This window comes from Vibrio sp. 10N.261.51.F12 (genome assembly GCF_041471725.1).
Classification (GTDB): Bacteria; Pseudomonadota; Gammaproteobacteria; order Enterobacterales; family Vibrionaceae; genus Vibrio.
In genome coordinates this window covers 85,470-97,800 of the sequence record NZ_JBFROV010000034.1, presented here as the reverse complement: position 1 = coordinate 97,800, position 12,331 = coordinate 85,470, and the positions used below count along the sequence as shown (strand labels likewise).

Here is a 12,331-nt window from a genome sequence, read left to right as displayed (position 1 = left end):
TTTATATATAAAGCATTGATTAATAAGGATTTAATGATAAATATAAAAGCGTGATTTAGATAGGCATTTTTAAATTATTAGGATTGTCGCGTTGAACTTTTTTGGCCAAAATTCATCTCGTTCATTCGATATATCACTTTAAGGCATCTTGGTTATTCGCATTGTGAATAATTTGACTCGTAGAAGTCATGTATACAAAGGCGAACAAGAAAGCCGATAGAAAAAATAATAATTTATTACATTCCTCGGGGTCCAAAATGAAAAATACATTTAAGCTTTCACTTGCTGCAGTCTTAGTGTCAACAGCAATGGGTGCAAACGCTGGTATCAGTATTGCTGATAACGAAACCGGTAACTTCTCTATTGGTGGTGATGTTGAATTTGATTTCAACTTCCAAGACCGTGAAGGTCAAGAAAACAACGAATTCAATCAATCTGGTCGTATTTTACTTGAGTTTTCAGGTGAGCGTTATACTGAAAGTGGTCACGTTCTACAGGTCAATGTTGAACCGTTAATGCAAAGTGACGGTACCGTTGCTCTCGATGATGCATGGTTTGCATTTGGTAAGCAAGAAGGCTGGAACCTACGTATGGGTCGTTTCGAAGCATTCGATATGTTCCCTGTTGGTCAAGATACATTTCTAGAGTATTCTGGTGATACATCTAACGAACTAGTTTCAGGCGATGCGCCTTATGTTTATCAAATGAAAGAAGGCCGTGGTCGTGGTTCTGATGGCCAAATCATGTATAGCCAGTCTTTCAACAACCTTTATGTCGAGCTTGGCTCAATGATTGGTGATCGTTCGGTACTGTTTGCTACAGGAGCGAATGATGTACCAGCTTACCATGGTGCGGATGTTACTAGTAGTAAAGACGCGATGTTACTTCGTCCAGTTGTTGGGTATCAAGCAGGTAACTTCGGTATCGCAGCATCTATGGAAGCAAACCTTGTTAAGGACGCGGTAGTAGTTTCAGGTATCGATGGTGACGTAGATGTTTCAGACCGTTTAGGTTACGGTGTTACGGCAAACTATACGACGACGGACTGGAACTTGATCGCTAACTTCGCTTATATGGACGCAGTTGACGAAACCAATATGACTGTTGGCGTGAATGCTTTGTATAAAGGTTTTGGGTTGGGTTATATCCACGCGGACAATGACTATGAGCGTGAGAAAATTGCCACATCTACAACAGGTAAAGCAAAAGTAGATACCGTTTACGCATCTTACGAATTTGCGGACGTATTAACAGTTGATGATTTTTCTATCTACTTAGGTGCGTACTACACAACAGTAGACGATCAAACAGCCGATAAAATTTTCGAAGAAGACACAGACAAAGGTGTTCGTGTTCGTTTCAAATACTTCTTCTAAGCCAAACATCGCATAGAACAGAAAAACACTGCTAACCTAAGATAAGCGGAGCCCATTCAGGCTCCGTTTTTTTGTTTAAAATGTTTAACCTAAAAGATAAAAGATAAAAGATACATTGATGTTTTTTATTCTGCGTTGTTGACCCATTACCCATTACCCTTATTCACTAACCCTAGACCCATTGGTGTGTCATTAAGGGATTTTCTAGTTAGAACTCCCCTTGTTATTCCATCATTTCTCCTAACCGGTCAGTTATATGATTAGGGTGGTGTCGCTTTGATTATTGAGAGGCGTAAATACCATTATAGAGATAAAAAAGTCAGCACGCCGCCAGTCAGTCATGGAGAGGTACGCAATAATACCAGTGCGAAAAGAGGTCATTGATTACGAGCGTATAGCCGATCGGCATTGCTTAAAGTAAAGCTCGCTGTACACGCCAAGGTGAGCTTTAACGCTTTAAATACGGATAACGATAGCGGTTGATGGCTTCGGCGGCAGAATGGCGTGGAGGGCGTAAACGACGGACATTAAAAAGACCCACCGAAGTGGGCCTTGTGTATTGTCACATCGATGTCCAGTGACCCGTGTCTAGAATATAAGGTGCGCAACACCTGCAATCACAGGTAACGTAATCAATGTCCGTAAGATGAAGATAGCAAACAGCTCAATAACATTAACGGGAATACGGCTACCAAGCAGTAATGCACCCACTTCTGACATATAGATAAGCTGTGTGACCGACATTGCGGCAATGACAAAACGTGTCATTTCACTGTCGATAGATGCCGCTAAGATTGATGGGATGAACATGTCTGCAAACCCGACAACAATCGTCTTAGAGGCCGCGACCGCTTCGGGGACACCGAGTAACTCAAGGTAAGGAATAAAAGGCGTGCCGAGTATTTCGAATACCGAGGTATATTCAGCAATGACCAGTGCAACGGTGCCTAGCCCCATAACCACAGGTAAAACCCCAAATACCATGTCAACGGCATTTTTAATGCCTTCACCAAACACCGATTTAACGGATGTGACGGTACCAGCGCGCTTTAGCGCCATATCAAGGCCCCAAGAGAACGTCGAGTGTCCCTTTGGCGTCACCTCAGCGTCGGCTGCTGGCAAAGTGCCATCAATATAAACGTCTTTCTTGTTTCTTAGTGGTGGCAGGCGAGGAATGATGATTGCTGCCACAATACCAGCAAGGCAAATGGCGCCATAAAATGGCAAGAACAAATGCTCGAGTTCAACTTGTGCAATCACAACGAGGCTGAACGTAATAGAAACTGCTGAGAATGTGGTACCAATGACCGCGGCTTCGCGCATGGTGTAAAACTTGCTTTCGTATTGCTTACTAGTCAGCAATATACCGACACTGCCGTCTCCTAACCAAGAGGCCATGCAGTCGATAGCGCCACGTCCTGGTAGATTGAATATTGGGCGCATAATTTTACTGAGTAGCGCACCGAATAATTCCAGCAAACCGAAATTGAGTAATAGAGGCAGTAAAAGACCCGCGAAAATGAAGACAGAAAAGAGGGTTGGCAAAAGGCCTTCTAACACCAAGCCGCCAGTATTTTCTTCCCATATCGCCTCAGGACCAAATTGGAAGTAGGTCATCAATACTGCTATACCACCAATGATACGCACTGCCAACCACATTGGACTCGGGTTGAATAGGCCGTTCAAAAACTCATTATTGTTGATAAAAGCAGGCTTAAAAATGCGAGATAAAATAGAGGCTGCTGCCATCAAGGCAATAATTGCGGTAACGAGGGGAACGATGAAGTCACCCATCGCCGCTTGCAGTGATTTCGCTAAGACAGCGACGGGAATGGTTAAGCCGCCATCGTAGCTAATCGGTGCCATAAATAGAAACAAGCCTATTAATGACGGAATAAGGAAGATCAAGAAATTGCCTTTTTTACCTGCCTCTGGGGCAGATTGAGCGCTATTTTGCATTTTTATCTCGTGTTACAACTAGTTAATATCAGCGTGTCCTTCGCCCGATTATTCACTAAACATCCGTATTTGCTCAAGTGGGGCAAAGATTACTTTTTTTTACGCTTCGAAGCAATACTATTCACCAATGAAGACTAAATATTCATAATTTCTGGGAACCAAGCCTTATGCTATTCATCATGGATGTCTGTATGGTTAAGAGTATAGCGGCAAACGAGTAGTTTGAGAGTCACGCGTAACCCGCTACAATAGAGGTCGAAATTGAACCGTGAGTCCAAGAACGTTATGTCACGAAAGAAATTACCCATTCCGTTAATACTGCTAACGCCCATTGTGTTGTTGTTGATTGTCGTCATCGCAGGCGTGTATCGCTTCTCGATGACCGATGAAGAGATTTTGGCGAAATTTCCGTCCCAGCAAATCCAAGCGGATGAAGTGGTGAAGCAGATACTCGGTATATCGACGCCAAACCCTTGGACAATTCAAGTGCCAGAGACAAGTGCGTTCTCATTATTGACCGATATTGATGACACTCAGCATGTCGCGACCGGACGCTATGACAATGGCATGGAACGTGGCCACGTTCACTTATTGTATCAATTTAAACAACAACGGCTTGACCAAGGCGTATTGACCCACGTCGTGGCTCCTTTTTCCGTGAGTAACCAAGGGTCGGGTGTTTTTTATTATCTAGGGCTGTTTCATTGGGATGCCAGTCGACAGCGTATTATTTTGGTCGACTCTGTTTTACTTGGCGATCGTATAGCGGTGTCGCATCTGGATTGGGAAAATCAGATAAACGTCCGTTTTAAACAGCACAAAGACAGCCAAGCAATGAGTGAGGCGCCGTCGGATAGCGTCGTGTTGACATGTGATGTTGTAAAGAATATGCAACTAAAATGCTAATTCTCATCTCAATTATTACGTGAGTCCATGATAATCTGGCGCTGACGGTGTTGTGAATGTGAGATTAATTGAATAGTATGCAACGTTGATGTTGTTATTTTTTGTACAAATGGAGCTTGGGATGATCAATAAGCGATTTTTTAAGACTAAAGATGAAGTAGAAGTAACGTTTGAGCTAGATGCGACCAATGTAGATAGCGTGGTATTGATGGCGGAATTTCACGATTGGCAGCCAATTCAAATGAAGAAAGTGGCGAAAACCAAGTCATTCAAATATAAAACACGTTTACCAAAAGGTGCAGAGTATCAGTTCCGTTACTTGGTCAATGACACTGAATGGGTTAACGATGCTGAGGCGGATCAGTATGTGCCAAACGGTTTTGGTGCAGACAATTGCATCATTACTACGGCATAGACTGTTGATGTTGTATAGATAATTATACTTCTATAAATCGACTGTTTTAAATGAAAAGCGAAGCCTCAGGCTTCGCTTTTTTACATTCCAATCACATGTTTTACGTTTTCTTTCCCTAACGGCTAATGCAATCAACGGCAGAAAAGTTTACTCTATTGACCTTCTTATGAGCTGCATTGGAACCATTGTGCAATCGAATCAAATACCGGGCGAACCTAGTGTGGCAAGCACGCTAGCTCGTAACTCAACATTTAAAAAAAGCATTGCTTTCACCGTCCCTTTTTTGGCGGCGTTTGCATTCTTAAACAGCCTGCCTGATTCAACGTTAAAAGGTACGGTAGATTTAGATCTTAATGAATCTCCTATTGTTGAAACACTCGTGGCAAAACCGTCGACGCAGGTGCAACCTCCTAAATACGCTTATGTCGTTCAATCGGGCGACAGCTTGAGCCAAATTTTCGATCAGCTTGGCTTTCCTTACCAGGATATGATGGCTGTAATGGAAACCGATTTAAATTTCTTAGTCTTGGATACACTTCGTCCAGGTGACAAAATTCGGTTTTGGCAAGATGAAGAAACTCAAGCACTGACCAAATTAGAGTTAGGCAGAAACGTCGCAGAAAAAGCAGTCTATAGCCGTTTAGATGATGGCAGTTTTGAGTTTCGTGACATTTCTATCCCGGGTGTTTGGGAAAGCCTCGCATTAGTGGGTGAGATACACGGCAGCTTTTCGGCGTCAGCGAACAAACTGGGACTTGGTCCGAATGAAATCAATCAAGTTGTGACCCTGCTGAAGGATAAGATTAACTTTGCTCGCGATTTGCGTGCGGGTGACCAGTTTGAAGTTGTAAAAAGTAGCCAGTCGGTAGATGGGGTCGCGACGGGTAATTCAGAGATTCAAGCGATCAAGATATTTAATCGCGGAGCAATGTTCTCGGCGTATTTACATTCCAATGGACAATATTACGACGCGTCTGGTGAAAGCCTGCAGCGTGCCTTTATGCGCTACCCAGTTAGCAACCATCGCATTACCTCCAGCTTTAATCCAAATCGTCGCCATCCAGTAACCGGGCGAGTGTCGCCGCATAATGGTACCGATTTTGGCGTCGGCGTGGGGACGCCTGTTCTGACCACGGGTGATGGTGTAGTGGCGATGGTGAGAAACCATCCTTATGCAGGCAAATATATCGTAGTGGATCATGGTGGTCCTTATAAAACACGTTATTTGCACCTGAGCAAAATACTGGTAAAAAAAGGTCAGAAAGTCACGCGTGGACAACGAATTGGCTTGTCTGGTAAGACGGGACGCGTGACAGGACCACATTTGCATTATGAACTAATTGTACGTGGTAGGCCTGTTAACGCTATGCGTGCCAACATTCCTATGGCAGACTCTGTGCCAAAGAGCGAGCTCAAGCAATTTATAGCGCGTCGAGATGAACTGGATGCGATGCTGAAACAACAAGAAACAAAGCTCGCGAGTCTATAATCGTAGCTGGAAAATAGGTTATATAATGCAACAAGATGAATTTGAAAAATTGGTAAAATCATTGTGCGAATTTAATGCACTGCCTGACGCCCTTAATGCCTTAAAAGCGTCGGATGATACCGATGTGGCAGAAGCTGCCGAGAGTTTAACCGGCCAGTTTGCTTTGGCTGATGTAGATGGCGCTCAGCGTATCTATCATGTTTCTGTCCGCACCAATGACGCAGGCGAAGATGAAGAGTATGTAGAGCACATCATGAACGATGGTGATGATGTGATTAAGTTTGTTGCTTGGTTCTTCGATGCGCTATTCGATGTAAAGCAGAGCGACACTTATAAAGCCGCAGGCAAAACGTACATGCAGCCTAAACGTGCTTAAATTTATACGTGCGTAAATTTAAAAATGTGAGAAAAACGGCGTTCCTTTGGAGCGCCGTTTTTTTTGATGAAAATTGACGAAGACTAGCAACTAGCCTTTAACGAGAGGCTTGGCAGCGCTCACAGGTTTGTTCCAATTTAGGTTCATTGTTTATTTTGCCATCACGAGTATTGTCTTGAAGCTCAAATATATCGTGAGTTGTCACGGCATTGCAGTTTGGGCAGTAATCATGCGTAACATAAAATTGTAAGTCGTCCATGCCTTTTCCTTCCCCTAAGATATAATCTAGTTTTCAACGTCAAAGAAACAACTTGGCAACAATTCACATTGTCTTTTGTGAGCTAAGTTTTATATAAATTCACGATGACATCAAACTGACTTGAGGTTGGTGTTTATGTTGCAGGTTCCAGACTAAGATGAAAGTACTTGCAGTAGAAGAGATATGAGGTGTTCGGTTGGTTACGGATAATACACAATACCCTAGAATTATGACTCTCCAGCGGTTTGGCTTGGGTACAAGAGTTGGAGATGCCAACCCTGAGTTGTCACTCGTCAAGCAACTTAAGGCTGCCGAGTATCGCCACGCTTCGATTGATGCTTTACCCTCCACAACCGAAATGCTCGCTCATCTTGGCGATCTGAACCGGAGAAGAAAAGAAGCGACTTCTAAAGAGGATAAGCAACTTTTTACCAAGTCAAACAATGCATTTTTTCAAGAAGCGTATCGCAATCTGGTTCATGCTCGTAACCTTCAGTCTTTGTATTCCCCTGTGAGTTTTCAAGAGCGATTGATTCAATTTTGGAGCAATCATTTTGCGATATCGGCGGACACTCGGCGTATCAAACCGATTGTGTCTGGGGTGGAAAATGAAGTGATTCGTTCCGGCTGGAATCGTGATTTTACGTCGATGCTTATTTCTGTATGCCAGCATCCCACCATGTTGATGTTTTTAGACAATCACCAATCAATAGGACCCAACTCTAAGGCTGGCCTCAAACGCAACAAAGGGTTAAATGAGAATTTAGCTCGAGAGATTTTAGAGTTGCATACGCTTGGCGTTAATGCAGGCTATACACAAAATGATGTAATTGAGCTTGCGCAAGGTATGACGGGTTGGACGGTGAGCATGAGCGCAAATGCGCCAGGTTATCTGTTTAAACCGGCCCTGCATGAGCCAGGAGCAATACGTGTCCTTGATACCGTGTATGATCAAGAAGGGGAAGCGCAAGGCATTGCTTGTTTGCGAGATTTAGCGTCAAACCCGAAAACAGCACAGCATATTTGCGGTAAACTCGTGCATCATTTTTATGGCGAAAATCACCAAGAGCTAACCGAGGTACTCACGCAAGTTTGGTTAGCCAACAATGGTCAGCTAGTCCCCGTTTATCAAGCTCTTATTGCAAGTCCTATTGCTAAAACGCCGCAACACCTCAGATTTAGAACCCCGCAGGAGTGGTACTTTGCTGTGCTACGCAGCGCCGATGTTGAACCAAATCAAAAGCAGATGCATTTTATGCTGCGGCAGCTAGGGCAAGAGCCCTTTATGGCAGGATCGCCAGCGGGTTGGCCCGACAAAGACGCCGATTACAATAGTGCCTCTGCACTCACTCAGAAATGGCAAGTCGCGAACCAAGTCGCACAGTTGACCGTGACACAATTGAAGCGTGATAAGCAACGCGCTCAGGATAAGATCGACTACATCCTTCAACAATTGTATGGCAGTCATGTTGATGAGCATACGTTGGTTGCGTTGGACAAAGCACAAGATGCCGTCACGAAGTTTGTTGTGTTATGGATGAGTCCTCAGTTTCAATATAGGTAGGTGCAGTATGACGTCGCGTAGACATTTCTTAAAAGGCATAGGGGCGACATCGTTGGTGAGCTTTCTCCCTAACTTGTCATTCGCCTCAACGCAAAGTCCCAACGTGTTAGTGTGGATCACGTTACGAGGAGCGATGGATGGCCTCAATGTCGTGGTGCCTACTTTCGATAGTGATTATGCACGGTTTAGACCTAATTTAGCGCTCGAAGCGAATCAACTGAATGTGTTGGAAAAAGGCTATGCCCTGCACCCTGCATTAAAGAATGTGTATGAATGGTATCAGAATGATGAAGCTATGTTTGTACAAGCTTGTGCGACGGGTTATCGAAATCGATCTCATTTTGATGGTCAAAAGATTTTGGAAAATGGGTCAGATGATCCCTTTGATCCTGAAGGTTGGCTTAATCGGTTTTTGACAGGAGAAAAGACTAACCTCGCGATAGCCATCGATTCGGGCCTTCCGTTGATCGCACAAGGCGAAACTAAAGTGAGCAGTTGGTATCCTCATAAGCTGAAATCTAAGGAAGAACAAGCCGTTATTTTGGCCGAATTGTTTCAATCGGATGAGGCATTGGAGAATCACTTTACTGAGGCGATGAAACTAGAAAATATGGCAGGAAAAGGTAGCCAAAGTAAACAATTTACCAATTTGATGAAACAAGCAGGTCGTTTTATTAATAGCCCTCAAGGGCCCAACATTGCGATATTAGAGCTGGGGGGCTGGGACACACATTCTGCCCAAGGGACCACAAAAGGCCGGTTAGCGAGACAACTAAGTATCTTGGATCAAGGGCTAGCGGCGCTAAAAATGGAACTTGGGGACCGATGGCAATCGACGGTAGTGATGGGAGCAAGTGAGTTTGGTCGAACGGTAAGAGAAAACGGCACTAAAGGCACTGACCATGGTACCGCAAATGCCATGTTACTTGCAGGTGGGGCGCTCAGCAAAGCTCAAGTTGTGGCGGATTGGCCAGGTCTGGCAGAAGAGAAACAATATGAAGGCCGAGATCTGATGCCGACCACGGATGTGCGTTCTGTTATCAAAGGCGTGTTAGCTGAACATTATAACGCTGACAATACTACTCTTGAACGGGTCTTTCCTAATAGCGACGCTGTTTCTCCGCTAACGGGTTTAATACAAAAAAATGTGCAAGTGACTTAGCGATAGATGAGTCTATATCGAGGATACAAGACAGAAGCCATTGATCATTTTTCAATGGCTTCACAGATTAAAAGGCATAAACAGCTAACGAGTTAAGTGTTCGCAGCTATTATTCGCCTGCCATCATATGTTTCTTCGTAGTGATACTTGCGATAATCATATAAATTGCCGTTGCCATCATCGTTGCAAATAAGTAAGTCATTAGCCCTTGCGAACCACTCATAAACCCATCCGCGATGACAGGGCCAATGACCGAACCAATGCTATAGCAGAACAGCATCACTTGTGTTGCTGATACAATGTTGTTTTCATCGAGCTTGTCGCAGCCCAAATTTATCGCAATTGGATATAAAGCAAAGGTTGAAAAGCCAATCAGAAACAAGCTTACTGCTAGCACATTTAGGTCATTGCTTAATACGACTAATCCGATCCCGAACACACCAACTAAGCAAAACATCCCCATAAGAGGTGTGCGACCCACCTTATGAATAAGCTTTGGTACGATTGGCTGTACCGCCATCCCGCCTAAAATCACCAATGCCATTAATGCACTCAAATGTCCTTGTGACACGTTACGGTGCGAAAGCTCTACAGGCATTAATCCGTAGATTGACCCTAACGTGAGCCCTGACACAATGCAGCCAATGATTGCAGCGTGGTTTAGTTTACTCATTTGACGCCAGGTTAATGGCGTTGAGTGAGCACTTTGTGGTTGCTGAGTCGGGATGAACAACAGCACTAAAATTGCAGCGCTTAACATTGACAAAATAGTGATGAATGGTGCAACGCCATTAACACCGACCAAGCCGATACCGAGTTGTCCTAATGCTGAACCGCCATAGAGTGATCCCATGTAAAGGCCGAGGCGTTTTGCTCGGCTTGTTTCATCACCTGTCAGAAGCCATGACTCGACAATAACAAAGACACCTGCGACGGCGATACCCGCGATAAAACGTGCTGCCATCCAAACGCCAGCTATGGGTACTAACGGTAGCACCACGATAGTCATAACAAACACAATCAAGCAGGCGACAAACGCGATACGGTGCCCGACATATTTTACCGCGGGTTCAATAATTACAGCCCCGACAAGTAATCCGGCATAAAACACACTGGCCAACCAACTCGCATGACTGGCAGCAATGCCATATTCATTCAGCATGAGTGGGATCAAGCTCATTAAATAGCCTGATGCTACGGCATAAAGTGATAGCGCAACAACAGGCACTTTAAAGCCAGATTTTACTGCGAAATCGTGTGTGTTTTCCAATGCAAGGTCCTCATTAGTCGATAAATAGAAGGTGAATTGATTAATAAATCAGCGCGACTATGAGGCTTGGCTAAACAACTGTAAAACGAATAAAAATGACCGTAACGACAACATTATTTTATCGTTACATGGAGAGAGTGGAGTAAAGGGATAGGTAATAAAAAATGCGAGTAAAGGGCGGGTTAATTGATTGAATTTTAATGATTTTTCACTGTTGTTAAAAACAACATTTTAACGTGTAAAAAGTGAGTAGGACAAAGACGTGTCCACCATTGATTGCAGTCTGGCAACTTTTTATTTTGAAGTGATGAAACCACCTTATTCAATACAATAGGGTGGCTCTCTTAGTGATTACTCTTTGATCTGGAATCCAATCTTGAAGCAAGTAAAGCTACCAATGCCGAACAAGGCAATGATTATGCCGAGTTGCCATGGAAATTGTAGACCAAGGTTCATCAGTAGCATGCTGAGGAGGGAGGCGATGATCATCTGTAACCCGCCGGACAATGCAGCAACCGAGCCTGCTTGCTTACCAAACGGTGCTAATAATTTAGATTGAGAACATGGCAGTGCGATACCATTGCCCATTGCCATCAAGAACTGTCCCGCCATCATGGCCAATGGGTGCAGTGGCGCGACAAGCAGCCAACATCCAGAAATAAGGTGAATGAGAGGTGATACAAAAGCCATTTTCTCCGTGCCGATTCTAGGTCGGATACGGTTACAAATGAACCCCCCTGTTAGCAGCCCAAAGGCTGGAATCAGCGCCCATGCGGCATATTGTTCAGAGGTCATGCCAATTTGTTCTTGCATGATAAATGGCATAACAGAGATGGAAATGATGACCAAACTAAAGTTAAGCCAGCCGACTGCGGCAAAGCTGCAAAAATATCGTGAGGCGAGCAATGACTTATAACCATTAATGGCTTGTGTCATTGACGGCATAGAAGATTTTGCGACGAGTGTTTCTTTGAATAGAAATAACAACAGGAACAATACGAGCGCGATGTAGCTAAATAATGTCACAAACACCGCTAACCACCCCCAATGGTGGTTTATCACGCCGCCAAATACCGGAGCAACGATAGGAGTAAAAGACGCAACAATGGCAAGCCAAGACAATGCTTGTGGCAGTTCGTCTTTGTTGAAACTGTCTCTAATGGATGCCCTCGCCAATACCGCGCAACATCCTGCGCCTAACCCTTGAATAAACCGTCCTAGCAACAGCATGTTGAAATGGTTAGAGCCAAGAATGACAACCGTTAACCCAAGCAAAGCCAAGGATAATCCTACGATTAGAATAGGTTTGCGGCCTAACGCATCTGATATAGGGCCGTAAAAAAATTGAGAAGGACCAAACCCAAGTAAATAGATAGAAATGAGGAGCTGTGTTTCATCAGCTGAAATAGCAAAATCGCGGGCGATCCAAGGCAAAGATGGGAACACGAGACCAACGCTAAATTGCCCGATACTGACGATAAAACAGGCAAGGAAAAGCGCTTTCCAATTAAAGGGTTGTGACATAGAGAAGGGTACAAACGAGTGAGAGGTGAGT

Annotated in this window: 11 protein-coding genes; 7 read left to right on the top strand and 4 right to left on the bottom strand. The window is 44.1% G+C overall.

Going from position 1 to position 12,331, the window contains the following annotated elements:
* The first annotated feature begins 257 nt into the window (after window positions 1-257).
* Window positions 258-1,376 carry a carbohydrate porin gene (locus AB4405_RS17785; RefSeq protein WP_372062123.1) on the top strand — a complete coding sequence of 373 codons (1,119 nt, stop codon included), beginning with the start codon at window positions 258-260 and terminating at the stop codon, window positions 1,374-1,376.
* Between the two features lie 588 nt (window positions 1,377-1,964).
* Here AB4405_RS17785 and AB4405_RS17780 read toward each other — a convergent pair.
* Entirely contained in the window at window positions 1,965-3,335 is a 1,371-nt protein-coding gene (locus AB4405_RS17780; RefSeq protein ID WP_372062122.1) for a YjiH family protein, read from the bottom strand.
* A 285-nt stretch (window positions 3,336-3,620) separates the two neighbouring features.
* Between AB4405_RS17780 and AB4405_RS17775 the strand changes: the two genes are divergently transcribed.
* The 4 genes from AB4405_RS17775 to AB4405_RS17760 all read left to right on the top strand — a co-directional run bounded on the left by AB4405_RS17775 (window position 3,621) and on the right by AB4405_RS17760 (window position 6,521).
* Complete coding sequence (locus AB4405_RS17775) at window positions 3,621-4,241, top strand: hypothetical protein (RefSeq protein WP_372062121.1); 621 nt, start codon at window positions 3,621-3,623, stop codon at window positions 4,239-4,241.
* A 121-nt stretch (window positions 4,242-4,362) separates the two neighbouring features.
* Window positions 4,363-4,656, top strand: coding sequence for an isoamylase early set domain-containing protein (locus AB4405_RS17770; protein WP_102469494.1), 294 nt, complete (start codon window positions 4,363-4,365; stop codon window positions 4,654-4,656).
* 166 nt (window positions 4,657-4,822) lie between these two features.
* On the top strand, window positions 4,823-6,145 hold the full coding sequence (locus AB4405_RS17765; RefSeq protein ID WP_372062120.1) for a peptidoglycan DD-metalloendopeptidase family protein: 1,323 nt from the start codon (window positions 4,823-4,825) through the stop codon (window positions 6,143-6,145).
* A 25-nt stretch (window positions 6,146-6,170) separates the two neighbouring features.
* Window positions 6,171-6,521, top strand: a complete 351-nt coding sequence (locus AB4405_RS17760) for a hypothetical protein (protein WP_372062119.1) — start codon at window positions 6,171-6,173, stop codon at window positions 6,519-6,521.
* A gap of 97 nt (window positions 6,522-6,618) precedes the next feature.
* Here AB4405_RS17760 and AB4405_RS17755 read toward each other — a convergent pair whose 3' ends face one another.
* Window positions 6,619-6,780, bottom strand: coding sequence for a hypothetical protein (locus AB4405_RS17755; protein ID WP_372062118.1), 162 nt, complete (start codon window positions 6,778-6,780; stop codon window positions 6,619-6,621).
* Window positions 6,781-6,976: 196 nt separating this feature from the next.
* Between AB4405_RS17755 and AB4405_RS17750 the strand changes: the two genes are divergently transcribed.
* Together AB4405_RS17750 and AB4405_RS17745 are read left to right on the top strand one after the other, a co-directional pair.
* The gene (locus AB4405_RS17750) at window positions 6,977-8,344 is read left to right on the top strand and encodes a DUF1800 domain-containing protein (protein WP_372062117.1); all 1,368 of its coding nucleotides are present in this window, start codon (window positions 6,977-6,979) and stop codon (window positions 8,342-8,344) included.
* Between the two features lie 7 nt (window positions 8,345-8,351).
* The gene (locus AB4405_RS17745; RefSeq protein ID WP_372062116.1) at window positions 8,352-9,506 is read left to right on the top strand and encodes a DUF1501 domain-containing protein; all 1,155 of its coding nucleotides are present in this window, start codon (window positions 8,352-8,354) and stop codon (window positions 9,504-9,506) included.
* Between the two features lie 109 nt (window positions 9,507-9,615).
* Here AB4405_RS17745 and AB4405_RS17740 read toward each other — a convergent pair whose 3' ends face one another.
* Together AB4405_RS17740 and AB4405_RS17735 are read right to left on the bottom strand one after the other, a co-directional pair.
* On the bottom strand, window positions 9,616-10,776 hold the full coding sequence (locus tag AB4405_RS17740; protein ID WP_372062115.1) for an MFS transporter: 1,161 nt from the start codon (window positions 10,774-10,776) through the stop codon (window positions 9,616-9,618).
* Window positions 10,777-11,127: 351 nt separating this feature from the next.
* Window positions 11,128-12,300: a multidrug effflux MFS transporter gene (locus tag AB4405_RS17735; protein ID WP_372062114.1), complete on the bottom strand. Its 1,173-nt coding sequence runs from the start codon at window positions 12,298-12,300 to the stop codon at window positions 11,128-11,130.
* Between the last annotated feature and the right edge of the window lie 31 nt (window positions 12,301-12,331).

What these genes read in the sequence shown, in the direction of transcription:
- AB4405_RS17785 (WP_372062123.1), top strand. Translation starts at nt 258, where the DNA reads ATGAAAAATACATTTAAGCTTTCACTTGCTGCAGTCTTAGTGTCAACA.
- AB4405_RS17780 (WP_372062122.1), bottom strand. Translation starts at nt 3,335, where the DNA reads ATGCAAAATAGCGCTCAATCTGCCCCAGAGGCAGGTAAAAAAGGCAAT.
- AB4405_RS17775 (WP_372062121.1), top strand. Translation starts at nt 3,621, where the DNA reads ATGTCACGAAAGAAATTACCCATTCCGTTAATACTGCTAACGCCCATT.
- AB4405_RS17770 (WP_102469494.1), top strand. Translation starts at nt 4,363, where the DNA reads ATGATCAATAAGCGATTTTTTAAGACTAAAGATGAAGTAGAAGTAACG.
- AB4405_RS17765 (WP_372062120.1), top strand. Translation starts at nt 4,823, where the DNA reads ATGAGCTGCATTGGAACCATTGTGCAATCGAATCAAATACCGGGCGAA.
- AB4405_RS17760 (WP_372062119.1), top strand. Translation starts at nt 6,171, where the DNA reads ATGCAACAAGATGAATTTGAAAAATTGGTAAAATCATTGTGCGAATTT.
- AB4405_RS17755 (WP_372062118.1), bottom strand. Translation starts at nt 6,780, where the DNA reads ATGGACGACTTACAATTTTATGTTACGCATGATTACTGCCCAAACTGC.
- AB4405_RS17745 (WP_372062116.1), top strand. Translation starts at nt 8,352, where the DNA reads ATGACGTCGCGTAGACATTTCTTAAAAGGCATAGGGGCGACATCGTTG.
- AB4405_RS17735 (WP_372062114.1), bottom strand. Translation starts at nt 12,300, where the DNA reads ATGTCACAACCCTTTAATTGGAAAGCGCTTTTCCTTGCCTGTTTTATC.